This is a genomic window from Streptomyces sp. NPDC045470, assembly GCF_040646595.1.
GTDB lineage: Bacteria > Actinomycetota > Actinomycetes > Streptomycetales > Streptomycetaceae > Streptomyces.
In genome coordinates, this window is the sequence record NZ_JBEZAN010000029.1 from 14,700 (window position 1) to 38,860 (window position 24,161).

25 protein-coding genes and 3 pseudogenes are annotated in these 24,161 nt (G+C 71.2%); 8 read left to right on the top strand and 20 right to left on the bottom strand.

Annotation, left to right across the window (positions count from 1 at the left end; translation table 11 throughout):
• The first annotated feature begins 86 nt into the window (after positions 1-86).
• On the top strand, positions 87-695 hold the full coding sequence (locus tag AB0A97_RS38775; RefSeq protein ID WP_361159886.1) for a TetR/AcrR family transcriptional regulator: 609 nt from the start codon (positions 87-89) through the stop codon (positions 693-695).
• A gap of 111 nt (positions 696-806) precedes the next feature.
• Here AB0A97_RS38775 and AB0A97_RS38780 read toward each other — a convergent pair whose 3' ends face one another.
• Positions 807-1,712 carry a Gfo/Idh/MocA family oxidoreductase gene (locus tag AB0A97_RS38780; protein WP_361159888.1) on the bottom strand — a complete coding sequence of 302 codons (906 nt, stop codon included), beginning with the start codon at positions 1,710-1,712 and terminating at the stop codon, positions 807-809.
• Positions 1,713-2,191: 479 nt separating this feature from the next.
• Here AB0A97_RS38780 and AB0A97_RS38785 point away from each other — a divergent pair, with 479 nt between their 5' ends.
• Positions 2,192-2,677: a hypothetical protein gene (locus tag AB0A97_RS38785; protein WP_361159890.1), complete on the top strand. Its 486-nt coding sequence runs from the start codon at positions 2,192-2,194 to the stop codon at positions 2,675-2,677.
• Here AB0A97_RS38785 and AB0A97_RS38790 read toward each other — a convergent pair.
• The 8 genes and pseudogenes from AB0A97_RS38790 to AB0A97_RS38825 form a co-directional block, all read right to left on the bottom strand.
• Complete coding sequence (locus AB0A97_RS38790; RefSeq protein ID WP_361159893.1) at positions 2,665-3,318, bottom strand: hypothetical protein; 654 nt, start codon at positions 3,316-3,318, stop codon at positions 2,665-2,667. The two genes, AB0A97_RS38785 and AB0A97_RS38790, sit on opposite strands and share 13 nt — an antisense overlap.
• A 109-nt stretch (positions 3,319-3,427) precedes the next feature.
• Positions 3,428-4,105, bottom strand: a complete 678-nt coding sequence (locus AB0A97_RS38795) for a uracil-DNA glycosylase (RefSeq protein ID WP_361159896.1) — start codon at positions 4,103-4,105, stop codon at positions 3,428-3,430.
• A 132-nt stretch (positions 4,106-4,237) separates the two neighbouring features.
• Positions 4,238-5,203 (bottom strand): aldo/keto reductase, encoded by a 966-nt coding sequence (locus AB0A97_RS38800; protein WP_361159899.1) that lies wholly within the window; start codon positions 5,201-5,203, stop codon positions 4,238-4,240.
• Between the two features lie 219 nt (positions 5,204-5,422).
• On the bottom strand, positions 5,423-6,193 hold the full coding sequence (locus tag AB0A97_RS38805) for an SDR family oxidoreductase (protein ID WP_361159901.1): 771 nt from the start codon (positions 6,191-6,193) through the stop codon (positions 5,423-5,425).
• Between the two features lie 17 nt (positions 6,194-6,210).
• Positions 6,211-6,972 carry a 3-oxoacyl-ACP reductase FabG gene (gene fabG / locus AB0A97_RS38810; protein WP_361159904.1) on the bottom strand — a complete coding sequence of 254 codons (762 nt, stop codon included), beginning with the start codon at positions 6,970-6,972 and terminating at the stop codon, positions 6,211-6,213.
• Positions 6,973-7,159: 187 nt separating this feature from the next.
• Positions 7,160-7,555 carry a DUF3037 domain-containing protein gene (locus AB0A97_RS38815; protein ID WP_361159907.1) on the bottom strand — a complete coding sequence of 132 codons (396 nt, stop codon included), beginning with the start codon at positions 7,553-7,555 and terminating at the stop codon, positions 7,160-7,162.
• Positions 7,552-8,376, bottom strand: a complete 825-nt coding sequence (locus tag AB0A97_RS38820; protein WP_361159910.1) for a HipA family kinase — start codon at positions 8,374-8,376, stop codon at positions 7,552-7,554. The genes AB0A97_RS38815 and AB0A97_RS38820 overlap by 4 nt, the downstream gene beginning before the upstream one ends.
• Positions 8,377-8,601: 225 nt before the next feature.
• A pseudogene (locus AB0A97_RS38825) lies at positions 8,602-8,847 on the bottom strand (tyrosine-type recombinase/integrase); the annotation flags it as partial.
• A 41-nt stretch (positions 8,848-8,888) separates the two neighbouring features.
• On the opposite strand from AB0A97_RS38825, the gene AB0A97_RS38830 reads away from it, so the two are divergent.
• Positions 8,889-9,278 carry a sulfatase-like hydrolase/transferase gene (locus AB0A97_RS38830; protein WP_361159960.1) on the top strand — a complete coding sequence of 130 codons (390 nt, stop codon included), beginning with the start codon at positions 8,889-8,891 and terminating at the stop codon, positions 9,276-9,278.
• A gap of 61 nt (positions 9,279-9,339) precedes the next feature.
• Here the strand turns inward: AB0A97_RS38830 and AB0A97_RS38835 are convergent, their stop codons facing one another.
• Positions 9,340-10,110 carry a transposase gene (locus AB0A97_RS38835; RefSeq protein ID WP_361159913.1) on the bottom strand — a complete coding sequence of 257 codons (771 nt, stop codon included), beginning with the start codon at positions 10,108-10,110 and terminating at the stop codon, positions 9,340-9,342.
• 42 nt (positions 10,111-10,152) lie between these two features.
• Complete coding sequence (locus AB0A97_RS38840; protein ID WP_361159916.1) at positions 10,153-10,587, bottom strand: hypothetical protein; 435 nt, start codon at positions 10,585-10,587, stop codon at positions 10,153-10,155.
• Between the two features lie 55 nt (positions 10,588-10,642).
• On the opposite strand from AB0A97_RS38840, the pseudogene AB0A97_RS38845 reads away from it, so the two are divergent.
• The 4 genes and pseudogenes from AB0A97_RS38845 to AB0A97_RS38860 form a co-directional block, all read left to right on the top strand.
• Positions 10,643-10,813 (top strand): annotated as a pseudogene (locus AB0A97_RS38845) (glycosyltransferase family 2 protein); the annotation flags it as partial.
• A gap of 86 nt (positions 10,814-10,899) precedes the next feature.
• Positions 10,900-11,154: pseudogene (locus AB0A97_RS38850) on the top strand (transposase); the annotation flags it as partial.
• A 73-nt stretch (positions 11,155-11,227) separates the two neighbouring features.
• Entirely contained in the window at positions 11,228-11,767 is a 540-nt protein-coding gene (locus AB0A97_RS38855) for a winged helix-turn-helix domain-containing protein (protein WP_361157844.1), read from the top strand.
• Entirely contained in the window at positions 11,764-12,312 is a 549-nt protein-coding gene (locus AB0A97_RS38860; protein ID WP_361159962.1) for a transposase, read from the top strand. The genes AB0A97_RS38855 and AB0A97_RS38860 overlap by 4 nt, the downstream gene beginning before the upstream one ends.
• Before the next feature lie 323 nt (positions 12,313-12,635).
• Here the strand turns inward: AB0A97_RS38860 and AB0A97_RS38865 are convergent, their stop codons facing one another.
• Positions 12,636-13,487, bottom strand: a complete 852-nt coding sequence (locus AB0A97_RS38865; RefSeq protein WP_361159919.1) for an oxidoreductase — start codon at positions 13,485-13,487, stop codon at positions 12,636-12,638.
• Positions 13,488-13,690: 203 nt separating this feature from the next.
• Here AB0A97_RS38865 and AB0A97_RS38870 point away from each other — a divergent pair, with 203 nt between their 5' ends.
• Positions 13,691-14,563: a helix-turn-helix transcriptional regulator gene (locus AB0A97_RS38870; RefSeq protein WP_361159922.1), complete on the top strand. Its 873-nt coding sequence runs from the start codon at positions 13,691-13,693 to the stop codon at positions 14,561-14,563.
• Positions 14,564-14,851: 288 nt separating this feature from the next.
• On the opposite strand, the gene AB0A97_RS38875 is transcribed toward AB0A97_RS38870, so the two are convergent.
• The 8 genes from AB0A97_RS38875 to AB0A97_RS38910 all read right to left on the bottom strand — a co-directional run bounded on the left by AB0A97_RS38875 (position 14,852) and on the right by AB0A97_RS38910 (position 24,138).
• The gene (locus tag AB0A97_RS38875) at positions 14,852-15,268 is read right to left on the bottom strand and encodes an RDD family protein (protein WP_361159925.1); all 417 of its coding nucleotides are present in this window, start codon (positions 15,266-15,268) and stop codon (positions 14,852-14,854) included.
• Positions 15,160-16,359, bottom strand: coding sequence for a cytochrome P450 (locus AB0A97_RS38880; RefSeq protein ID WP_361159928.1), 1,200 nt, complete (start codon positions 16,357-16,359; stop codon positions 15,160-15,162). Before AB0A97_RS38880 ends, AB0A97_RS38875 begins: the two co-directional genes overlap by 109 nt.
• Positions 16,360-16,886: 527 nt before the next feature.
• Entirely contained in the window at positions 16,887-18,197 is a 1,311-nt protein-coding gene (locus AB0A97_RS38885) for an ATP-grasp domain-containing protein (RefSeq protein WP_361159931.1), read from the bottom strand.
• Between the two features lie 155 nt (positions 18,198-18,352).
• Positions 18,353-19,663, bottom strand: coding sequence for an MFS transporter (locus AB0A97_RS38890; RefSeq protein WP_361159933.1), 1,311 nt, complete (start codon positions 19,661-19,663; stop codon positions 18,353-18,355).
• Positions 19,653-21,758, bottom strand: coding sequence for an amino acid adenylation domain-containing protein (locus tag AB0A97_RS38895; protein ID WP_361159936.1), 2,106 nt, complete (start codon positions 21,756-21,758; stop codon positions 19,653-19,655). Before AB0A97_RS38895 ends, AB0A97_RS38890 begins: the two co-directional genes overlap by 11 nt.
• Positions 21,755-22,903 carry an acyl-CoA dehydrogenase family protein gene (locus AB0A97_RS38900; protein WP_361159938.1) on the bottom strand — a complete coding sequence of 383 codons (1,149 nt, stop codon included), beginning with the start codon at positions 22,901-22,903 and terminating at the stop codon, positions 21,755-21,757. The genes AB0A97_RS38895 and AB0A97_RS38900 overlap by 4 nt, the downstream gene beginning before the upstream one ends.
• A gap of 22 nt (positions 22,904-22,925) precedes the next feature.
• Positions 22,926-23,192, bottom strand: a complete 267-nt coding sequence (locus tag AB0A97_RS38905) for a phosphopantetheine-binding protein (protein ID WP_361159940.1) — start codon at positions 23,190-23,192, stop codon at positions 22,926-22,928.
• A 70-nt stretch (positions 23,193-23,262) separates the two neighbouring features.
• Positions 23,263-24,138 carry a 3-hydroxyacyl-CoA dehydrogenase family protein gene (locus AB0A97_RS38910; RefSeq protein ID WP_361159943.1) on the bottom strand — a complete coding sequence of 292 codons (876 nt, stop codon included), beginning with the start codon at positions 24,136-24,138 and terminating at the stop codon, positions 23,263-23,265.
• Positions 24,139-24,161: the final 23 nt, after the last annotated feature.

Below are 24,161 nucleotides of genomic sequence, written 5' to 3' on the forward strand. Positions count from 1 at the left end.
CCTCCGCCCACTTCCGTACCGATCGATGCGGAATGGGGACGTAGCACATCTGCACCGCCCGGTACGGAAGAGGTAGGGTTGCGGCCATGGAGACGCGACGGAAGGGACCGGTCGGCCGGCCGAGAGGCTTCGATGCCGACACGGCCCTCGAACAGGCCATGCGGGTCTTCTGGGAACAGGGATACGAGGGCGCCAGCCTCACCGACCTGACCAACGCCATGGGCATCACCCGCACCAGCATGTACGCGGCCTTCGGCAACAAGGAGGACCTGTTCCGCAAGGCTCTGGAGCGCTACTCCGAAGGCCCCGCCTCGTACGGAGCCCGCGCTCTGCAGGAGCCGACCGCCCGGCAGGTGGCCACCGCGTTCCTCAACGGCTCCGTCCGGACCACGACCCAGCCCGGCTGTCCCGCCGGATGCCTGGGCGTCCAGGCCTCCCTGGCCTCCGGCGACCCGGGACGCGCCGCCCGCGACGCCCTCGTCGCCTGGCGCGAAGAGGGCACTTCCCAGCTCCGCGACCGGTTCCGGCAGGCCGTCGCCGAAGGCGACCTGCCGCCCGGCACCGATCCCGGGCTGCTCGCCCGCTACATCATGACCGTCGCCAACGGCATCGCCGTCCAGGCCGTCGGCGGCGCCACCCGCGAGGAACTCCAGCAGGTGGCCGACATGGCCCTGCGCACCTGGCCGCCTGCCTGACGGTGCGGACGCCTCCGACGGACGACACGGACGACACCGGCGGCACGTCCGATCGCCGCAAGCACCACACACGCCCCCAAGACGCTGGTCACAGCCGTCGGGCGCGTGGCCTCACGCTCCCTGTGCCAGCGCCTCACGGATCACCCGCTCGCACAGCTCATGCGTACGGAGCGCGTCCTCCGCCGAGACGAACCTGCCCGCCCGCACGTCGTCCAGGAACGCGAGGACGATCTGCTCGATGCCGCGCTGCCGGGCCACCGGCACCCAGTCGCCGCGCCGCCGCACGCTCGGCTGCCCCTTGTGGTCGATGACCTCGGCGAGGTTGACGACCTGGCGCTTGGTGTCCTGGCCCGACACGTCGAGGATCTCCTCCGCGGAACCGCTGAGGCGGTTCATGCTGCCGATGGCGCTGAAGCCGTCGCCGGAGAGGTGCAGCACCACGTGGTGCATCAGACCGTCCTGGAGCTTCGCCCGCACGTTCACGTGATCGACGGCGCCGGGCGCCAGGAAACGCAGCGTGTCGACCACATGGATGAAGTCGTCCAGCACCAGCGAACGCGGGTCCTCCGGCAGGCCGACCCGGTTCTTCTGCATCAGGATCAGGTCGCGGGGGTGCTCCAGGCACTGCGCGTAGCCGGGGGCGAAGCGGCGGTTGAAACCCACCGCCAGGCTGACGCCGCGCTCCTCGGCAAGCCGCACGATGCGCTCGGTCTCGGCCAGCTCGTAGGCGATCGGCTTGTCGACATAGGTGGGCACTCCCGCCTCGACGAGGCGGCCGACGATCTCCGGGTGCGCGGTGGTGGGAGCGTGCACGAACGCCGCGTCCAGGCCGGCGGCGAGCAGCCCGTCCAGGTCGGTGTGGCACTGGCCGGCCGGCAGGCGATACGTTCCGGCGACCCGCTCCAGGGTGGCCGGGGTACGGGTCTGAAGGTGCAGCTCGACACCGGGCTGCGCGCCGAGCACCGGCAGATACGCCTTCTGTGCGATGTCGCCGAGTCCGATGCAGCCGACCTTCACGCGTACTCCCTGGGTTACGCCGCCGCTGCGGGCCGCCTGCGCGGACCGGCGCGCCGGACGTGCCGATGTTGCCGCCCGCCTTGATGCCGTACGGTCATCGAGCCGGGCACGCCGGTGGTGTCCCCGGCGCCCCGGAAGCATACGTGCCGCCCGGCGCACGGCGATCTCCCTGGTCCGTGGCGGCCGACCACCGCGTGTGCGCGTCGCGGGCACGCTCGTACGCGTCGTGGGCGGCCGGCAGCCTCCGGGCCGACACGACGTGGTGGCACCTGGCCCGGTCGCGTCCTCCACGGTCTGGGGGCGGACAGCGGGCGCCCGGCCCTGCCTGGCCGCCTCAGTGCCCGGGTGCCTCGATGCCTGCACGCCCTGCATGCCTGATGCCTGATGCCTGCATGCAGCCGACTCCGGGTCAACACCGTCCGTCACGTTCACCCCTGCGGGGCCTTCCCAACGGCAGCCGATGTCGGCAGAGTTGGCCGGTGTTCCGTATTCCCGCAGCGGCGGTCCTCATGCTGACGACGGCGGCCGTCACCACCGGCTGTGTCACCGTCGCCCACCGCCCGGCCCCCGAGAGTCTCCTGCCGCGCCCCGCGCTGCCCGCCCCTTCCGTCGAGCCCAACGGTCCGGAAGTCAGCCGGCCCCCGGCGCGCAAGCGGCCGACGACGCCGTCCGCAGCCGCCGCGCAGCGGTCGGCGCCCGCCCGGCCTCCCGCGCCAGGAGCCCAGCGGCCACAGCGGCCGGAACCCGCGGCGACGGGCAAGAAGAAGGGAAAGGACGTCGACCGGGGTGTACGGGGCAAGCCCAAGGCTCCCGGTTCCCGCCGGTACGGTCCGCCGTGGCCGCGCGCCGAGAACCGCCGCCCGGCCGCCCCGGCTCCGGGCCTGTGCAAGCTGGCGCGCGAATACGGGCGCTGGCAGGACGACGACCGGGCCGACACCCTCTGCCGCGACGTCTACGGCGACTGACCTTCCCCACCGCCCGCATCACCCGCACCACCCGTCCCCCCTGAGTCCTCGGAGCCCCCGGCGCCTCCCGTACCGTCCCTCGTGCCGTCCCCGGGCCCACCGCCCGGCCCGTCGGCCTCTCCTCCCCCATCCACCCCACCCGAGCCCGCGATCCGGATCCCCAGCCGCTCGATCGCCTGCCGCACGCCGCGGCCGTACTCGTCGTCGGCCAGCGGTGCGGCCGTCTGCCGGGCCCGGTCCAGTTCGGCGCGAGCCTCGCCGTGGCGGTCCAGGGCGGCGTAGTCGGCGGCGAGGCTCAGGTGGAGGGAGGGCAGCAGCGCCGCCACCGCCGGAACGGACCGGCCCGCCGACGCCGCCCGCTCCCCGTCCCGGTCCGCCGCCGAAGCGCCCTTCGCCTGCCGTGCCGTTTCGAGCGCGGTGAGATCCCAGTCCAGCTCGTCGGCCGGGTCGTCCTGCGTGTCGGCGAGGTAGTGGGCCAGCGTGCAGCGGTGGAACGGGTCGCCGTCCGGACCGATCTCGGCCCAGAGCCGCGCCAGGCGGTTGCGGGCCTCCTCCCGGTCGCCGCCCCGGTGCAGCATGACCGCCTGCCCGATGCGGGTCAGGACGACATCGCCGCCGGCCCTCGCACGCTGATCGTCCACCGCCGCACTCTCCCGCCCTCGTCCGCGCCACGTCGGGCCTGCTTTCCCCGACGCTAACCGGCGCCCGGCGGTACCGCGCGGTGTGCGCGGCACGCCGCGGCCGCCCGGCTCAGCCCAGGTCGGGGATCCGCCAGTCGATCGGGGTGTGGCCCTGCGCGGCGACGGCCTCGTTTATCCGGGTGAAGGGCTGGGACCCGAAGAACTTCTTCGCGGACAGCGGGGAGGGGTGCGCGCCCTCCACCACCGCGTGCCGCTCCGTGTCGATCAGCGGCAGCTTCTTCTTCGCGTAGTTGCCCCAGAGCACGAACACCACCGGGTCGGGACGGGAGACGACCGCCCTGATCACCGCGTCGGTGAACTTCTCCCAGCCCTTGCCCTTGTGCGAGTTGGCCTCGCCCGCCCGTACCGTCAGCACCGCGTTCAGCAGGAGCACGCCCTGGCGGGCCCAGGGCATCAAGTACCCGTTGTCCGGGACCGGGTGGCCCAGCTCCTCCTTCATCTCCTTGTAGATGTTGCGCAGCGACGGCGGCGTCTTGACGCCGGGCCGAACGGAGAAGCACAGCCCGTGTCCCTGGCCCTCGCCGTGGTACGGGTCCTGCCCCAGGATCATCACCTTGACCTGGTCGTACGGGGTGGCGTCGAGGGCCGCGAAGACCTCCTCGCGGGGCGGGTAGACCGGCCCCTTCGCCCGCTCCTGCTCGACGAACTCGGTGAGCTCCTTGAAGTAGGGCTTCTCCAACTCCTCGCCGAGGACGCCGCGCCAGGACTCGGGCAGCATGTCGGTCATCACTGAGCAACCTCCGGTGTGCGATCCGTTCTCGGCAACGAACTTACCGGCGACCACTGACAACGCCCGCACCCCGCCCCGCGCCCGGCTCCCGCCCGGTCTCCGTCCGGCTCCTACCCGGCCCGCACCCGCTCACGCCGTGTCGAGCCGCGCCCGCTGCGCCGCGTCCAGTTGCAGATCCAGCGCCGCCAGGCACTCGTCCAGCTGTGTCACCGAACTCACACCGAGGACGGGTACGACCGGCACCCGGCCACCCGTCAGCCAGGCCAGCACCACCTGGTTCACGGTGGCCCCGGCCTCCGCCGCGACCTCCTGGGCGACCCGCAGCCGCGCCACCGACCCGGGGTGGTCGTACCGTTCGGGCAGCGGCTCCTCCGGCCGCGCGTATCCGCCGTGCATCAGCGTCGAGTAGCCGAGCAGCGTCAGATCGTCGTGTGCGGCGGCGTAGTCGAGCAGTTCTCCGTCGGTCTCCCGCTGGAGGCCGGACTCCGCGTCGTACCGGGGCCGCAGGTAGGTGTGCCGCTGCTGTACGGCGCGGAAGCCGGGCAGATTCCGCGCGCCCGCGAGGTGGCGGGCCTCGGCGAGCCGCCACGTGGCGTGGTTGCTGGCCCCGAGGACGCCCACGGCGCCGTCCCGCACCAAGTCCGCGAGCACTCCGACGGTCTCCTCCAGCGGCACGGTCCGGTCCTCGACGTGGGCGTAGTACAGATCCACCCGGTCGGTGCCGAGCCGCCGCAGACTGCCGTCGATCGCGTTCCGTACGGACTTCTCGCCCAGTCCTTCCAGGTTGGCGGGCCACTCGGGACCGCGGGACGGGTCGGGGCGGGCGCCGGCCTTGGTGGCCAGGACCGTACGGTCCCTGGCGCCCCGGCTGCGCAGCCAGCGCCCGAGCAGCAGCTCGCTCTCGTCGCCGGTCGCGCCCGGCACCCAGCAGGCGTAGTTGTCGGCGGTGTCCAGGAAGGTGCCGCCTGCCTCGGCGAAGCGGTCGAGGACGGCGAACGCGGTCGGTTCGTCGACGGTGGTGCCGAACGGCAGGGTGCCCAGGCACAGAGTGCTGATCATGGGCCCCGTACTGCCGCCGAGGGTGCGGTAGCGCATGGTGGGTCTCCTTCGAGAGGCGCGTCGCGAGCCCGTACGCGGACACCCGGCCCGGAACGGCTGCGGTGCCGGTCCCCTCCGGACCGGCACCGCAGACCCTGCCTCTTGAAGTGCACATCAACGCAAGCGCCGCCGGACCTTCCGCGCGCGGGCGCACATACCGGCACGCGCTTGCTGCTCGCGCCCCCTGCCTGCCCTTGCGGCGCTGTCTCTCAGGTCTCAGACACCCGCGTTGAGGAACAGCCCGCCGTCGACCTGGAGCGTCTGCCCCGTGACCCAGCCGGCGGCGTCGGACAGCAGGAACGCCGCCGCGCCCCCGATGTCCTCCGGGACGCCGAGGCGCCCCATCGGGTAGCCCGCCGCCGCCTCCTCCTCGCGGTTCTCGTACAGCGCGGCCGCGAACTTGGTCTTGACCACCGCGGGGGCGATGGAGTTGACCCGTACCACCGGCGCGAACTCGTGCGCCAGCTGGAACGTCAGGTTGATCATCGCGGCCTTGCTCATGCCGTACGCGCCGATGAAGGGCGAGGCGGAGACGCCGGCGATGGAGGCGATGTTGACGATCGCGCCGCCGTTGTCCTTCTGCCACGCGTGCCAGGTGCGCTGCGCGAAGCCCAGCGCGGAGACGACGTTGGTCTCGAACACCTTGCGGGCGACGTTCAGGTCGAGGTCCGCGATCGGGCCGAAGACCGGATTCGTACCGGCGTTGTTGACGAGGTAGTCGACCCGGCCGAACGCCTCCATGGCGCGCTCGACGGCGACGCCCTGGTGCGCCTCGTCGTGCGCCTTGCCCGCGACGCCGATCACGCGGTCGGCGCCCAGCGTCTCGACGGCCTCCTTGAGGGCGTCCTCGTTGCGGCCGGTGATGCAGACCTTGTCGCCGCGCGCCACGAGCGCCCGCGCGATGCCGTACCCGATGCCCCGGCTGGCGCCGGTGACCAGCGCCGCCTTGCCGGAGAGCGGGGGCAGCGGCTTGTCCTGTGCGGTCATCTTCGTCACCTCCGGTGTCAGTTGAGCGGTCCGCCGGCGACGTACATGACCTGGCCGGAGACAAAGCCGGCCGCCTCGCCCGTGAAGAAGGCGATGGCGTTGGCGATGTCCTCGGGCCGGCCGACGCGCTGGACGGGAATCTGGGTGGCGGCCGCGGCCTGGAAGTCCTCGAAGCCCATGCCGACGCGCTCGGCGGTGGCGGCGGTCATGTCGGTGACGATGAATCCGGGGGCGACGGCGTTGGCGGTGACGCCGAACTTGCCCAGTTCGATGGCGAGGGTCTTGGTGAAGCCCTGGAGGCCGGCCTTGGCGGCCGAGTAGTTGACCTGCCCGCGGTTGCCGAGCGCCGAGCTGGAGGAGAGGTTGACGATCCGGCCGAACTTGGCGTCGACCATGTGCTTCTGACAGGCGCGCGACATCAGGAACGCGCCCCGCAGGTGCACGTTCATGACGGTGTCCCAGTCGCTGTCGCTCATCTTGAACAGCAGGTTGTCACGGAGTACGCCCGCGTTGTTGACCAGCACGGTCGGCGCGCCCAGCTCCGCCGCGACCCGCGCGACCGCCGCCTCCACCTGCTCCGCGTCCGAGACGTCGCAGCCCACGGCCAGCGCCTTGCCACCGGCCGCGGTGATCTTCTCGACGGTGTCCTTGCAGGCCGCCTCGTCCAGGTCGAGGACGGCGACGGCGCGGCCCTCGGCGGCCAGGCGTACGGCGGTGGCCGCGCCGATGCCGCGGGCCGCGCCCGTCACGATGGCTACGCGCTGCTCGGTGGTGGACATGCGGGGTTCTCCTCACCCTCGAAACCTCGACGAGCGGTCCGCCGCACCGCAACCTCGGGTGAGCAACCGCTTAGTAGCTTCAGCAGGGGTGACGCTAGAAGCCCGGCCACCCCCTGTCAACGCCTCTCCGGCGCGCCCGCGCACTTCAGGGCGGCCGCCGGACCCTACGGACCGGCGGCCGTCCCGCTCACCTCACCAGCAGTTCGAGCAGCCGCTCCGCCTCCCCGGACGGATCCACGGTCAGCCCGGTGTGCACCGGCCCGGGCTGGACCACGGTGCTGCGCGGCGCGATCAGCCACCGGAAGCGCCGCCCCGCGTCGTCACCCGCAGCCTGCCCGGCCCGCTCGCCGCCCACGCAGATCCCCTCGACGGCACGCAGAGCCGCCCTGACCCCGTCGACGTCGACGTGCGCGTCGAGTGCCCGCAACCGCCCCTCGTCCAGATACGTACGCGCTTCCACGAAGCGCCGGGCGCGGCAGTACACGACCACCCCCGCGTTGATCATCTCCCCGCGTTCGACCCGCGGTACGACCTTGAGCAGGGCGTACTCGAACACGTCACGTCCGTTGTGCAGGCCGCTCACTTCACTGCCCTCCGCGGCAACTCGGTCGCCAGCCAGCCCGGCACCCGCGAGGGCCCGTCCTTCGTGGGTTCCCCGACCTTGATCCGCTCACCGATCACCGGGGCGCGGCCCAGCAGGGCCCGCACATACGCACCGCGCAGCTCGTCGGGCGAGTCGAATCCGGGCTCGCCCACCAGCCACTCGTCCGGCACCGCGGCCGTGACCTCGGTCAGCAGCTCCTCGGTGACCAGCGGCGCGAACTCGGCCGCCGCGGCCTCGATGTCCGGCCCGAAGCTCGCCAGCACGTGGTCGGAGGCGTCGTACGGCTTGGCGGCCGACTTCTCGGCGGTGGGCCAGTTGTGCTGCCAGATCATCGTGGCGCCGTGGTCGATCAGCCACAGCTCACCGTGCCAGACCAGCAGATTCGGGTTGCGCCACGACCGGTCCACGTTGTTGATCAACGCGTCGAACCACACCACCCGGCCCGCCTCCCGAGCGGACACCTCGAAGGCCAGCGGATCGAACCCGAGAGACCCCGGCAGATAGTCCATCCCCAGGTTCAGCCCGCCACTGGCCTTCAGCAGCTCCTGCACCTCCTGGTCGGGCTCGCTCAGCCCGATCACCGGATCCAGCTGCATCCGCACCAGCTCCGGCACCCGCAGCCCGAGCCGGCGCCCCAGCTCCCCGCAGACGACCTCGGCGACCAGAGTCTTGCGCCCCTGCCCCGCCCCGGTGAACTTCATGACGTACGTACCGAGATCGTCGGCCTCGACGATCCCCGGAAGCGACCCGCCTTCACGCAAGGGCGTGACATAGCGGGTCGCGGTGACTTCGGACAACATGCGGATCAGGCTACTTCCTGGGCTTCGTCGCAGGTCAGCGACGTGCGGTCGATTCGGTCCACAGATAATGATGCAAGCATACCGATACGATCGCATCGAATCCCGTTCCGGTCACCCCCTTTACTCGGAAGCCCCCCGGAAGGCCATGGGGAAAGTTTGGGTGATTTCAACCTTCAACCACAGCGTCCGCCGGATCGCCGAGCAATCATCGATGGCCCGACGCCCTCACCCCTGCCCCCGGCCTCCGGCCTCCGGCATGAAGTGAGCATAGTGACTGAGCGTGATCACCGAGGACGAGTGGCCCAGCCATCTGGCCAAGGTCACCACAGACTCGCCGGCCTCAAGGACCAGCGACGCGTACGTATGCCGCAGCACATGGAAACCGTCCCGGTGCGCAGCCTTCCACTGCCACGACTTCGCGCCCGCAGGCCGCGGAGGGATGATTCCAACGCGCGCCAGCGCAGGCTTCCAGCGGCACCTACTTCTCCCGCGAGACACCCCTCGGCTCCGTCCTGCCGGACCTCTTCGACGAGGACCACTGGCGGCCCGAGTTCTGCTCCCCCGAGCCGGACTCCACCCGCCACCAGGTCGACCAGGCCCTGGCCATCGCCGACACCTACCGCGAGAGGCCGCTGTTCCTGTTCGTCAACGTCTCGGCCACCCACGTCCCCCACGGGCACTACCTCGGCGAGGCGAAGGACACCGCCGCCTCCCAACGGGCCGCCCTCGCCTACGCCGACGCCCACCTCAACCGCCTGATCACCACCGTAAGCGCCCGGAAGCGCTGGCTGATCATCCTGTGCGCCGACCACGGCGACGCGTACGGCGACGACGGCTTCCACGGCCGCGGCATCGGCCATCCCGTCGTGCTGAATGTGCCATTCGCCGTAATGGTGCGCTAAAGGCTTGTCCCGCAATGATCGAATAGCTGAGACAGGCAGCTCCGTGGCGGGACCCCTCGGTCTACCCGGCCAGGGCGAGGTTGTGGAGGCGGGCGATGCCGAGCATCGCGTGGTGAACGCCCTCGTCCTTGAGGCGGCAGTCGCGGGGGATCTTCCAGCTCTTCATCCGGGCGAAGGTGTGCTCGACGCGGGCGCGGACCTTGCGGTGGGAGAGGTTGTGCTCCTCTTTCCAGGCCGGGAGTTCGGTCTGGCCGCGTTCCCGGCGGTGTGGGATGACCAGGCCGGTGCCGCGGTAGCCGCCATCGGCGATCACGGTTGTATCGCCGACGGCCGCCTTCGCGCCGGACAGCTCCCCTGCCTTGCAGTCGTTGCGGTTGCCGGGCAGGGGCTGGCCGACCACCACGACGAGCCGGGTGTCAGCGTCGATGACAACCTGGTGATTGGTGGAATAGCGGTAGTCCTTCGACTGTTCGGCCACCGTGTGGTCATGCGTGGGCACCAGGGTGCCGTCCACGATGAGCACGGTGTCCTTGCGGAACCGTCGGCGCGGCCCGGGGGCGAGGAGGGGGCCAAGGTGATTGATGATGCGGTCGGCCGCGGACTTCGAGTTGCCGAACAGCGGGCCGAGCTGGCGCAGCGTCAAGTTGGTCCGCCAGTAGACCGTGACCAGCAGAACCCGGTCCTCCAGCGGAAGGATCCACGGCCGGCCCCGCCGGACCGAGTCCGTTGCGTCGCGGCGCAGGGCGGTAACCAGCTTGCGGAAACAGCGCGGGCTCAGCCCGGTGAACGGGCCGATCCAGGACGGCTGCGACGCCGTGATCACACCGGGCACCGCAAGATCTTCACATGGATCTCGCCGATGCCGGTGCATGGATCAGCAGGTGGACAGCCGCAGTTCGCCAGCCCAGCTCTGGCACCGGAGACGGCCGGATTCGAAGGTGATGTCCAGCGCGAGCCGTCCGGTGACCGCGTCAGCTTCTTCCCGTACCGCCAGAACCGTCTCACCGAGGTGAGCGGTGAAGGGCGTCTCGTCACGGACCGGTGCCACCTCGACGCGGCCCGCGCCTCCCATGTCGAACCCCTCGTAGGGGGCTGATCGCTCCACGATCAGGCACCAGTCCGAGCCGGCCGTCACGCGCGTGGCCATACCATTCCCGTCGATCAGCCACACATCCAGCGGGCAGGACGACGCTTCCCCATCCTGCCGGTGCCAGGATGCGACGATCCCCTCCAGCCGCTGTCCGACCAGGTGGTCAGGGCTCAGGCCGGCCCCGTGCAACGGGCACTCATTCAACCTCGCGGACTCCATCGCACGACCGTACCGTCGGCAAAGCCACAGCTCACGCGCTTATCCGGGACAAGCTTTAGGTGTGTGGATCGTGCTCACCCTGGCGCGCATCCGGTCCCTCAGCGGGCTGAAAGCGTGGTGCGGCGGCTTCGTGGAAGGACTGCGCAAACCTTGCAGTCCCCGCAAGGCGATGAGGTGGCGCACGGTGTGGCAGATGACGCGCCTGGGGCGTCCCCCGCGGATCTGAGCGTCAGGGTTGTGGCCGCAGATGACGGTCAGGGGCCAGGGGCTGGAAGGGGCGGCCGCCGCCCCCTCCGCAAGGGCTGGGCGGACCGCGACTACCTCGTCGACCACGCCGCCCGCCTCGGCATCGACCTCGGAATCGCCCGCCTCGCCCCCGGCGGCGCCCGCGGCTTCACCGTGCAACCGCGCAGGTGGTGCGTGGAGCGAACGCTGGGGTGGCTGATCCTGAACCGCCGCCTGGCCCGCGACTACGAGGCCCTCCCAGCCCGCTCCACCGCCATGATCTACATTGCGATGATCGCCCTGATGGCCCGCCGCCTCACCAGAATCCACCCCACCTGGTGAGGGCTCTACTGACCTTGTAGGGGTGGTGTCGCGGGGGGCTGACGAGTGATGGTCGTCGCGGTATGTGCAGGGCATGAGGTATCCGCAAGGTGGTGGCCTGACGGACGAGCGCCGGGCATTTCGCGAGCGTATCCGGATGGAAGCGGCCGAGAGGTTCGTCGCCGGACAGGACAACGCCCTGGTGGCGCGGCAACTGCGGATCAGCGTGCGATCGGTGCAACGGTGGCGCCGCTGCCGGCAGGACGGCGGTGGCAAATCCCTCAAGTCCAAGGGCTCCCCGGGCCGGCCACGGCTGAGTGAGACCCTGTTCAGGGTGCTGGAACAGGAGCTGGGCAAAGGGCCGGTCGCACAGGGCTGGCCGGACCAGACCTGGACCCTGGAGCGCATCAAGACGCTCATCGGACGCCGGTTCCACAAGACCATGACGCTCTCGGCCGTCGCGCAGATGCTCCACCGGCACGGCTGGAGCCACCAGGTCCCGGCGAGGCGGGCCGTGGAGCGGGACGAGGAGAAGGTCACCGGCTGGGTGAAGGACACATGGCCACAGGTGGAAACGCCGCGGCGGCGCTCGGAGCCTTCATCGTCTTTGAGGACGAGGCCGGGTTCTCGATGACGCCGCCGACCCGCAAAACCCGGTCCCGGCGTGGGCACACGCCCGTGGTCCAGGTGCGGGGACGGTCCCAGCGCCGTTTCTCCGTCGCCGCCCTGGCCTGCTACAAACCCGGTGAACGTTCGCGTCTGATCTACCGGCCCAAACGGCATTCCGACCACAAGCGCGGCGGCCGGCGCAGTTTCACCTGGGCCGACTATCGCGACCTGCTGATCGCCGCCTACCTGCAGCTCAAGGCGCCGCTGGTGCTCGTCTGGGACAACTTGAATGTGCACCTAGACGCCCGCCTGCGGGACTTCGTCGACGGCCACGGCTGGATCACCTCCTTCCAGCTGCCCTCGTACTCACCTGACCTGAACCCGGTCGAGGGCATCTGGTCTCTGGTGCGGCGCTCGGGTCAGTGCAACACCGCCTTCACCGACCCCGAGCACCTGATGCGGGTGCTACGGCACAGACTCCGGGAGATTCAATACCGACCCGACCTCATCGACGGATGTCTCGCCGCCACCGGACTCACGCTGACGACATCACACCCACAAGGTCGGTAATAGCTCATCAGCGACGCATCTGCGGACGAAACATCGGGAGAAAATGACCTCCAACGAGCGCGCCCTCACCTCCAAGCCCTCATGTCGGCCCAGCTTCAATGAGCCGGCCTACGAGGGCGCTCCCGTCTGCCTGACGGGTCTTTGCAGTCGGCATCGTCCAGGTCTTCTTCGTTGCTGTCCGCCGCGGCGACGGCACGCTCGTCGAAACGACACGGCAGTCGGGCTCTGCGGATCCCGGCAGGCTGTGGTGGACCAAGAGCGGGCCGGCTTGGTGATGACGGCCGCCGTCGTGGCCCCTCGCTGGGGCCCGACAGCAAGTGACGTCAGGCGGACCGGTTGAGGTCGTCGAAGTCGGTGGAGGCCGAGAGTTCGGCCCATGCCAGCATCTCGCGCTCGAAGGCGTCGCGGCCGGCCTGGACGCGCCGAAGCGCGTCGGTGCCGAGCAGCAGGCGCGTCGGCGGCTGGTCGGCCGCCACGATGCGCAGCACCGCGGCCGCGGCCTTGTCCGGGTCGCCCGGCTGGTGCCCGCTGCCGTGGGCGCGCCGGGCGCGCAGCGGCTCGAACAGCTCGTCGTAGTCGGCGATCACACGGGGTGCGCGGACCATCGAGCGGCCGGCCCAGTCGGTCCGGAAACTGCCCGGCTCGACGGCGGTGACATGGATGCCGAAATCGGCGACCTCCTTGCCGAGCGTTTCGAGGATGCCCTCCACCGCGAACTTGCTGCCGTGGTAGAAGCTGAGGCCCGGCATGGTGATCAGCCCGCCCATCGAGGTGACGGCGATGATGTGGCCCGAACGGCGCTCCCGCATGTGCGGCAGCACGGCCTTGATCACCGCCACGGTTCCGTAGACGTTCACCTCGAACTGCCGGCGAAGATCATCTATCGACGACTCCTCGAAGAGGCCGTCATGGCCGTACCCGGCGTTGGCGACGAGTACGTCGACCGGGCCCAGGACGCGCTCGGTCTCGTCCACGACCGTGTCCACCGCGCCATGGTCGGTCACGTCCAGGATGCGGGCGTGCGCGTCGCCGGCGAGCGCCTCGAAGGCCCGTGCGTCGGCGGGCGTGCGCACCGTGCCCACCACCCGGTGGCCCGCGGCCAACGCCGCGCGCGCGAGGGCGCGGCCCAGGCCGGTGCTGACGCCGGTGATCAGGAATGTCTTGGTGTCGGACACAGGAGTTCCCTTCGTGCGATGCGGACAGAGGCCGACCGGGGCGTTGGGCCCCGGTCGGTCTCGGCACGTTCCACTTCAGCACCGGAATCGGCTGCCGAACGTCTTTTGGGGAGCCCGCTTCGCCCCGGGGACAGCCGGACCGGGGACTGTCAGTCCCCCCTTCGCGGGCCGTCGGGGCGATCTGGGGCCCTATCGTGAACGGCATGGACCGCAACACAGCTCTCGGTGAGTTCCTCCGCTCCCGGCGGGCACGGATCACCCCGCGCCAGGCGGGCCTGCCCGACGACGGCGGCCCTCGGCGCGTGCCAGGACTGCGCCGCGAAGAGATCGCGCAACTGGCGGGCGTAAGCGTCGACTACTACGTACGCCTGGAACGCGGACGCCGGCTGAACGTCTCCGAGACCGTGCTGGACGCCATCTCCCGCGCGCTGCGCCTCGATCCCGTCGAGCGCACCCACCTGTTCCAGCTCGCCAAGCCCGCCGCGGGCAGGCCGCGCCGCACGGCGACGCGTCCGCAGCCGGTCCGCCCGGGACTGCGCGACCTGCTCCGGACCCTCGAGCACACCCCCGCCCTTGTGCTGGGGAGACGGCTGGACGTACTTGCCTCCAACCAGATGGCACGTGCGCTGCTCACCGACTTCGACGCGCTGCCGCACCGCGAGCGGAACCTGGTGCGGTTCATGTTCTGCGACGAGACCGCCCGCTCGCTGTATACCCACTGGGACACCCACGCCCAGGACATTGTCGCCTCGCTCCGGCGCGACGCCGGACGCCATCCCCACGATCCGCTGCTGGCCGAACTCGTCGGCGAACTCTCGATCGCGGACGACGACTTCCGCCGCTGGTGGGCCGACCAGAACGTGTATCGGCACACGCATGGCAGCAAACACTTCCATCACCCGATCGTCGGCCCGCTCACCCTCCATTACGAGTCCCTCACCCTGCCCGCCGACCCGGACCAGCGGCTGAGTGTCTACACCGCCGAGGCAGGCTCCAGCTCCGAAGAGGCGCTTCGGCTCCTGGCCGCGTGGATACGGCAGCCCGAGACCTCGCACGAGCAGTACACAGATCATTAGACGCCCGCCGTCCGCGAGGAGCGGTCGGCTACCGTGACTGCGTCCCACGAACCGGGCTGGGACAAGCTCCGGTCCTCCCGTTCTCTGTTCGCGAGTATGTTGTCTGTCTAGTCGGTCTTGGCCAGGTGGACCATGGCTTCGCAGCGGGCGGGGAGAGTTTCCCTGTCGTGGGCCAGGCGGTAGTGGAGGATCAGCCGGCCGGTTGGGACGACTGCTTGGTGAGGTGCCGGCCGTAGCCGGTTTTCTTCCGCTCCGCGCATGGTCCCGCCGGGCCGGAGCCGTTCCTCGTCACGGCCGTGCGATGGTGACCGGCTCACCCGGTGGGCTGAGCTGGATCACGGTGGTGCCCGCGGCCTTGTCGTGCAGGGGCCTGCCCTCTTCACCCAGGAGCCACAAGTGGCCGACCAAGAAGAGGACCTCCCAGCACATGACGGCGAACAGCGCATGCAGGAAGAAGCGGCCCCAGGAACGCGCGACGGACACCGGCTCACCCGTGTTGTAGTTGATCACCCTGAGGCGGAAAACCAGCTTGCCCGGCGTCGCACCCCAGAAATAGGTACAGACCGGCACGTAGCAGAAGAAGACCGCGAGGGCGATCACCGTTCCGGGTACGGTCGCAGCACTATCCAAGTCCCCGCCCAGCAACTCGACGACTGCGGCGTTGATCCCCGGGGGGAGGCAGAACGCTGCTGCCCAGCCCCCCACATCGACGAGAAACGCCGAAAGCCGGCTTCCGGCTTTCGCGGGAATCCCTGCCCCCGACCGGAGCAGTTGCCTGGACATACCAGCCGGTCGGCCTCCGGGAAGACGCGTTCGTCACGGTCGGCCGCGGCCAGTACGGGCAGCACGGCCTCGCCGGCGCGGACGGTCCGCCCGTGCAGCGTGACGTCCTGCCGGGCCTGGAGGACGACGACGCCGTTCTGTACGGGAAGGAAGCGCAGGAGTTCCTCGACCGCGGCGGGCAGCAGCGAGCGGTCGCGCAGCAGCCGCGCGTACCGGTCCGGCTCCGTCAGCAGGGCCGGTACGGCGTTGGCCAGAAACATGGTGCTGGTGCGGTAACCGGCCACGAGCATCGACAGCACGAAGGCCAGCACGCTTTCCTCGTCCACCACTCCGCGGTCACAGGCGTGGGCGAGCGACGTGAGGATGTTGTCGCCCGGCGCCCGGCGGCGGCTTGCCGGCAGCGATTCCGCGTAGGCGCGCAACTGGCGGGTGGCCGCCCGGCCTTCCGGCAGGGTGATCAGTGCGCCGAGCGCGGCGTCGGCCGGGGAGAGGAGCTGGGCCCGGTCCTCGTAGGGGATGCCCACCAGTTCGCACATCACCAGCAGCGGGAAGGGGTCGAGGAAGTCGCTCACCAGCTCGCCGGGCGGCCCGGCGTCGGTGAACCGCGCCAGCAGGCGGTCGGCGGTGGCGCGGAGGGCCGGCCGCCGTTGCCGCGTGGCACGGGTGCCGAACGGCTCCGCCAGCGCATGGCGCAGCGCCGTGTGCCGGGCCCCGTCGAGTTCCATCATGGTGACCAGGCCGGGGCAGCCCTTGGTGCCGGCGTCCGGGTCGAGCGGCCAGTCGTTGATGGTCGGGCGGGTGAACCGGTCGTCGGCGAGCAGGTTCCGTACGTCGTCGTAGCGGGTGACGTACCAGGCCGGAGCACCGAACGGGGTGGTGACCCGGACGACCGGGCACTGGTCGCGCAGCGTCGGGTACTGCGGCGGCGGGCCCATGCCGCCCGGCGCGGGCATCGGGAACGGCTGGGGTTCTTCCTCGGGCTCCGGTGTGGCCGTGTCAGGTGCGTGGGGCATCGGCTCATCGCCTCGCGCGGGTTGTTCTACAGGGTCGGAGCCGGTGGCGGCGGTGGTGCGGAACGCCTCTCGCCGTAGGGGCCGGGCGTCGGGTCCCACTGTCCGCCGCCCACGGGCGGGCCCGTCGCCGCGACAGTGGCTGCTGCGCGCCGCTGATTTCTGATCCTGGGGACACCGGCGTCGCACCGCCTACAGGAACAGTTCCCGGGCACCGATGCGGGAACCGGCGGCGCGCGCAAACTCACCAGCTCCGGTGAACGTGGCGTGCACGGCACCGGGCGTCCGCGCCGGAATTCGCGCCGGGGCGCACTACGGCGTGACTGTCCCCAGCCCCCAGCCCCCCGGCCCCCAGCGCTAGACGGATTCTGGACCAAACCGGGCGCAGCCGGGAAAACGGCCTCTGGGGGGCGTTTTCTCCTGCGCGCGGTGGCCTGATTCCCCGCGGTCCCCTGACGAGGCGGTCGGGCCCTTGAGATTCGAGGGCCCGACCGCCTCGTTCGTTCCGGCCGCCGGAGGGTTACCGCAGGTCAGCCCGCGGGGTAGAACTTGGCGGCCTGGTCGATCTCGTGGCCGGGGACGGAGGTGCCGCCGGGCTGCGGCACCTCGTCGGTGTCGGGCTCGACGACCCACTCCAGGCTGTCGGCGTACGCGGTGGCCGTGGCGAACGCCTCCTGGGCGGTCGGCCGCTCCACCATCACGTGGCCCACCCGGTCGAGCGCCCAGCGCAGCGGCGGGACGCGGTCACCGGCCTTGAACTGGACGTAGAACTCGACGACGTCCTCCTTGTCGCGCACCTCCTCCGCGCCCCGCACCTCCCGCAGGATGCCCGGCTCGGCCTCGAAGAAGCGGACCGAGGCGCCCAGCCGGGGCCGGGGGCTCTCGGTCAGCGCGTCGAGTACCCCGGCGGGGTGGCCGAGGGTGTACGCCTCCATGTCGATGCCGTAGACCCGGCGCGTCAGTTCGCCGATGCGGTCGCCCGCCCGGCGGGTGTGGGTCTCGATGACCTTCGGGCCCTTGGCGGTGAGCATCAGCTCGGTGTGCGAGGCGCCCTCGTCGACGCCGAGCGTGTCGAGGACCCGGCCGACGAACGCGAAGAGTTCGGCGCGCTGTTCCGAGGGCAGCTCGGCCGGGCTGTAGTGCGCCACTTCCATGAAATCGGCGTTGATTTCCTTGTCAGTGCAACCGAGCGGGACGTGCCGCCCGCCGAAGGTGAGGACCTCCACCCCGATTTCCCGGCCTTCGAGGAATTCCTCGACGAGGAAGGTGGAGAGGCCGAGGGCGCTGAGCTTCTCCCAGACCGCATCGATGTCTTCGGGGCCGGAGACCCGGAAGACGCCGTAACTGCCGGACGCGGCGATCGGCTTGATGAGGAAGGGGTAGCCGTAGGTGGAGGCGAAGTCGGTGAGGTCGGAGCGGTCGCGGCCCCGGACCGCTCCCACTTCGCCGACGCCGGCCGCGTTCAGGGCCTCGCGCATGGCGAACTTGTCCGTCACCAGTTCCACCGTACGCGGGGAGACGCCCGGCAGGCCGAGGGCCTCGTTGATGTGGGCGGTGGCGAGCTGGGCCCATTCGGTGATGGTGACGGCCGCGGCGAACGGGCGGAAGGTGTGCAGCCCGCGGGCCACCTCGACCGCCTTGTCCACGTCCTCGTAGTCCAGCAGGACGGTGAGGTCGGCCAGTTCGGCCTGGTCGGGGGTGAATTCCTTGGCGAGTTGCATGTGCAGGACCGTCAGCCCCAGCTTCTGTGCCTTCAGCAGCAGGGAGCGCTTGCCGCCCAGGAGAAGGATGGTCGGCTGCGGGGCGTCCGTGTCCGGCGTGGTCGGGTTGGTCTGCGTCATGTCCTCGGAATTCCTCCGCGGAGTCGTCGTCGGACGCTCCGCCGTTGTTGTGGGGTGGATGTCGTTCGGTGGGTGGGTGGCGTTTGGTGGGTGGGTGGCGTTTGGTGGGTGGGGGGCGTTTGGTGGGTGGGTGGCGTTTGGTGGGTGCAGGGTGTTCACCGGACCGAGGTGATGCGGGAGACGGCGGCGGCGCCGAGGACGCTGACGACCGCGGCCACGACGAAGAGCAGGCGGTAGCCGCCGGACGCGCTGATGAGCGCACCGGCCGCCAGGGGGCCCAGGGACGAGGGCACGAACGCGCCGATGTTCATGATCCCGAGGTCCTTGGCGCGGTCCCGTTCCTCGGGCAGGACCTGCATGATGACGACCTGGTCCACGGCCATGTAGGCGCCGTATCCCGCTCCGAGCAGGGCCGCCGCGAGGAAGGCCGCGCCGAAGGCGGGCACCAGGGCGAGCACCAGGCAGGCGGTGGCCTGCGCGGCCGCCGCACCCGCCACGAAGACGCGCCGCCGCCCCGTCCGGTCCGACAGGGCGCTGCCGCCGTACGTGGCCAGCAGGGTGAACGCCAGGTACACAGAGGTGAGGGCGAGCAGCGCCCGGTCCGGGTCCGCCGCCTTGAGCCCGTCCTTGATGAAGAACAGCAGATAGCTGTTGGTGAGGACGTTCGCGAGGTTGATCAGCAGCCGGCTGCCGAACGCCCAGGCGAACTCGTTGGTCCGCCGGGTCCCGTACGGCCGCGGGGCCGAGGCCGGGCGCCGGCCCGCCGCCGGGCGCGGCGGACCGGTGCCCGCACAGGGCGCGGCAGCGTCCGGGGCGGGGGGCGCGGTGTCGCGGGTCCGCCGCACGAAGGGCCAGCCGAAGGCGACGACCCCGATGGCCAGGGCGGCGTAGCGCAGCGGGGTGTCGCGGAAGGAGGACAGCGCCGCCAGGCCGAGGACCAGGCCGACGGCCTGGGGCCCGTAGATCGCGGTCGAGACCTTGCCCCGCTGGGCCTCGGGGACCTGGTCGGCGACGGCGGCCGTGAAACCGACCGTCGCCATGTTGAACCCCAGGGTGGCCACCAGCCAGGCGGCCCCGACCCCGGTCGCGGTCGTCTGCGCACCGGTCGCGGCCAGTCCGGCGGCGAAGACGCCCAGGCCCGCCGCCATCCATGTCCGGCGCCGCCCGAACCGGGTCCGGGTGCGGTCGCACAGCGCGCCGAACAGCGGCAGGGTGACGAGGGCGGCGACGCCGGCGACCGCGTTGATGACGGCGTAGTCCCCGATCCGGCCGGAGTGGTCGAGCCGGTCGAGCTGGTCGGGCAGGGTGAGCTGGCTCGGCACCAGGTACGCCATCCACAGGCCCAGCCAGGCCAGGGTGAAGCGGACGAGCCAGCTCCGCGGGACCGGTGCCGGCGGTTGGGGTGAGGTGGTACGGGGTCCCGTCGGGCGCCCCGGTACCACGTACGGGCGTGTGTCACCAGGCAAGGGCGTTCGCCTCGGCGTAGGCCGGGTCCGCGAGCGTGCGGCGGTCGGTCTTGCCGCTGCCGGTGCGCGGCAGCTTTTCGAACCGGTGGTGGACGGTGGGCAGCATGTACTGCGGCAGCCGCTGCGCCGCGTGCTCGCGCAGGTCCGCCTCCGAGAGGTCCCCGGTCGTGGACACCGCGGCGCGCAGGACCGGGTGGAGCGGGTCCGGCCGGTCCAGGAGCACCGCGCATTCCGTCACGCCCGGCACCTCCAGCAGGACGCCCTCGATCTCACCCAGGTCGATGCGGATGCCCCGGATCTTGACCTGGCTGTCGTCCCGCCCCAGGAACTCCAGTTCGCCCGACGGCAGCCAGCGGCCGATGTCGCCGGAGTCGTACATCCGGCCGTTCCCGCCGCCGAATTCGGGGACGAACTTGCGGGCGGTGAGGTCGGGGTCGCCGAGGTAGCCGCGCGCGACCCCGGCGCCGGCCAGGAACAGTGTGCCGTACACCCCGACCGGTACCGGCCGGCCGTGGCGCAGCACGTAGACGCGGGTGTTGTCGATGGGGCGGCCGATGGGCACCGGCCCGTCGGGCGGTGTCGCCGGGCAGTCGTGGCCCGTGACGTCGACGGTCGCCTCGGTGGGCCCGTAGAGGTTCACCAGGGTCGTGCCCTGCGGGCCGAGGAGCCGGCCGAAGGCGGCCACCGAACTCGCCGGCAGGCTCTCGCCGCTGGAGAAGCACCAGCGCAGGCCAGGCATCGCGGGCTCGCCGCCGTCCTGAAGATGTTCCAGGAACATGCCGAGCATCGAGGGCACGAAGTGCAGGGCGGTGATCCGCTGCTGGCGGACGGTCTTCCCGATGGCGAGGGGGAAGCGTTCCATGCCCGGTGCGAGCAGGTGCAGGCGGGCGCCGGCGAAGAACCACCAGAACAGCTCCCACACCGAGACGTCGAAGATCACGGGGGTTTTCTGGAGCAGGGTGTCCTCGGCGGTCAGCGGGTAGCGACGCTGCATCCAGGTGAGGCGGTTGACCACCGAGCGGTGTTCGACCATGACGCCCTTGGGCTTGCCGGTGGAGCCCGAGGTGTAGATGACGTACGCCAGGTCCTCGGGGCCGGCGTGGTCCTGCGGCCCGGGGGCGGGCCCGGCGTACAGGTCCGGGTCGTCGAGCCGCAGGACGGTGGCGGCGATGCCGTCCGGTACGTCGGTGCCGGGCTGGGCGAGGACGATCGGCGCGCCGCTGCGGTCCACGAGTTCGGCGTTCCTGCGGGCCGGGGCCGTCGGGTCCAGCGGCAGGTAGGCGCCACCGGCCTTGAGGACGGCGAGGAGCGCCACCGGCAGGTCGAGGCACCGTTGCGCGTGGACCGCCACGATCGTGCCGGGTACCACGCCGCGCGCGACGAGGTGGTGGGCGAGCCGGTCGGTGCGTTCGTCCAGTTCCCGGTAGGTCAGCGACGCGCGGTCGGTACTGACGGCGACCGCGTCGGGGGTGCGGACGGCCTGGGCGTGGAAGATCGCGTGCAGGGTGGTGCGGTCGGGGAAGTCGCGCGCGGTGTCGTTGAACTCCCGCAGCACCCGGTCGCGTTCGGCGCCGGTGAGCAGGTCGTACGCGCCGACCGGCCCCGAGTCGCCGGTGCGGGCGCGGTCCAGGACCGTGCCGTACAGCGATTCCAGGGTCCGGGCGTCGAGGGCGGCGCCGGGGGTGCCGTTGTGCGCGCACCGTGCGCCGTCGTCCGTCACGGTCAGGGCGAGCCGGACGTCTCCGGCGGGATCGGTGGCTTCGGCGAGTCCGGTGCCCCCGGCCGACCCGGTCGGCCGGGCGGCCCCGGTCGGCCCGGCTCCGAGGCGTACGACGAGGTCCGTGGCCGCATCGGTGTGCGGGGCTTGCTCGACGGCGGTCACCAGGGCGGCGAAGTCCGCGGTGGGATCGACCGGGACGGCGAGGGTGCGCGGCGGGGCGTCCTCCGGGAGGACGCGCACCACGGGGGTGTCGTCGTGGGTGACGCAGGACAGGCCGAATACGGCGGCGGCCAGCCGGACGGAGGCGGCCCTCCCGTGCGGAAGGGCCGCCTCCGTCCCGGCCGGGGCGGGGGCTGCGGCCGGGGCGTCGGTCACGGTGCCGTCCTCCCCACGGCGTTGACCAGGGCCGGGGCCAGCGACCGTTCGAGGATCTGCTCGGTGCCCTCGATGATGGTGAGCACCTTGCTGTCCCGGTAGGCGCGGGCGGTCACCGATCGCTCGTTCACCCCGGAGGAGGCGAGGAGCTGGACGCTGGAGGCGGTGTGTTCCTGGGCGGCGCGGCACACGAAGTACTTCGCCAGCAGGATGCGTTCGGTGGCGGCGGGGTCCTTGGACTCCATGGCCCGCGCGGCGGAGACGCACAGGTGCCGGGCGGCCTCCAGGTCGGCCCCCATGCGGGTGATCAGGGTCTGTACCTGGCCGTGTTCGACGAGGGTGCGGTCGAAGGCCCGGCGGGTGCGGACGAAGCGCGCGCACTCGGCGAAGCAGGCTTCGAGCATGCCGAGCGCCATCCAGGCCACGGCGTGCCGGCCGTGTTCCAGGGCGGTCGGTATGAGCACCGACAGGGCGAAGCCCGGCTTGCCGACGAGGGCCTCGGGGGCGATCTCGCAGTCGGTGAAGGTGATGCGGGCCAGTCCGGCGGCGCGCAGGCCGAGCATGTCGCCCATCGGCTCGACCGCGACGCCGGGGTTGTCCCGGCGCACCAGGCACGCTTCGGGGCGGCCGTCGCGCTGGGCGAACACCAGGTAGTCGTCGGCGCGGCGGCCGAAGGTGATGTACACCTTGGTGCCGTTGACGAGCAGCTTGTCGTCCTTCTCGGCCAGGGTGGTGGTGATGCCGGCCAGGTCGCTGCCGGCGTGGGGTTCGGTCATGCAGATCGCGGCGACGCGGCTGCCGTCGGCGAGGGCCGGCAGGACGTGCTCGCGGTGCCAGGCCGTGCCCCACTTCGCCACGGTCTGCGCCATCATGCCGTGCACGTTGACGAGGGAGGCCAGGGAGGCGCCGGCCCTGCCGAGCGCCTCGTACATCAGTCCGGTCTCGACGGCGTTCCAGCCGGCGCCGCCGACGGAGGCGGGCAGCGCGGCACCGAACAGGTCCTGTTCGGCGCACCAGCGCACCACTTCCTCGGGCAGCATCTCGCCGTTCTCCCAGGTGTGGGCGGTGTCCTCCCAGCGGCCGAGGACCAGTTCCAGCATGCGTGCGCGGTGCTCGCGTTCCCGCGGGGTCAGCAGGTGCTCCATGGTGGGCGTCCTTCCCTTCGGGTCAGGCCGGGTCGGACGCGAGCTGCTTGCGCTGCACGAAGTCGGTGATCCTGGCGATGCTGGTGAAGTTGCTGAGGTCGAGGTCGTCCACGTCCAGTTCGATGGTGAAGGCGCGCTCCAGGAAGCTCATGAGCTGGAGGGCGAAGAGGGAGTTGACGCGTCCGCTCTGGAAGAGGTCCTCGTCACGCTCCGGGGCGGGGCCGGGGGCGCGGGTGGCCAGGAAGTCCATGACGGTGCGGTCGATGTCGGTCTGCTGCTGGGCGGTCATCGTGTTTCTCCTGCTGAGGGGAACGGTGGAAGTGAGAGGTGTGCGGGGTGTTGAGAGGTGTTCGGGGTGTTCAGGCGGCGGCCGTGCCGTCGTACTGGTAGAAGCCCTGGCCGGTCTTGCGGCCCAGCCGCCCGGAGGCGACCATCTCGCGCAGCAGCGCGCAGCCGTCGTACCGCTCGTTCCGGTAGCTGTCGTGCAGGTTCTCCAGCGTCAGCAGGACGGTGTCCAGGCCGATCAGGTCCGCCGTCTCCAGTGGGCCCATGGTGTGGCCGAAGCACTTCTTGAAGATCTCGTCGACCGCGGCGGGCTCCACGCCCTCGTCCTGCACGGTGCGGATCGCCTCGTTGAAGAAGAGGTGGGAGATGCGGTTGCTGACGAATCCGGGGAAGTCGCCGACGACGATGGCTTGCTTGCCCAGCAGGGAGAGCAGTTCGCGGACGTGGTCCAGGCACTTCTCGCCGGTGTCGGCGCCGCGCATGACCTCCACGGAGTCCTTGAGGTAGGACGGGTTCATGAAGTGGATGCCGACGACGTCCTGGGGGCGGCCGGTTTCGGCGGCCAGCCGTCCCACGGGGATGCTGGAGGTGTTGACGCCGATGCCGGTGCCCGCGGGGAGGACGGCGTCGAGCCGCCGGTAGAGGTCACGCTTGGTCTCCCAGCGTTCGCTGACGTTCTCCACCACGAACTCGCAGTCGGCGAGGGCGGCCAGGTCGGTGCCGGTCACCAGCCGTTCCTTCACCTCCGCCGGGGTGAGGCGGGTCAGTCCGGGCCGTACGGCGGGCAGGAAGCGGTTCACGTCGCGCAGCAGGGTGCGGGTGGCGTCGAGCGCCGTCGCGTCGGTGTCGACCGCGACGACGCGGAAGCCGTGGACGGCGAAGTCGACGCACACGGTGGCTCCGATGCAGCCGGCGCCGACCACGCCGATGGTGCGCAGGGGTGGGGTCATGGTTGCTCTCTCCGGGGTGGGTG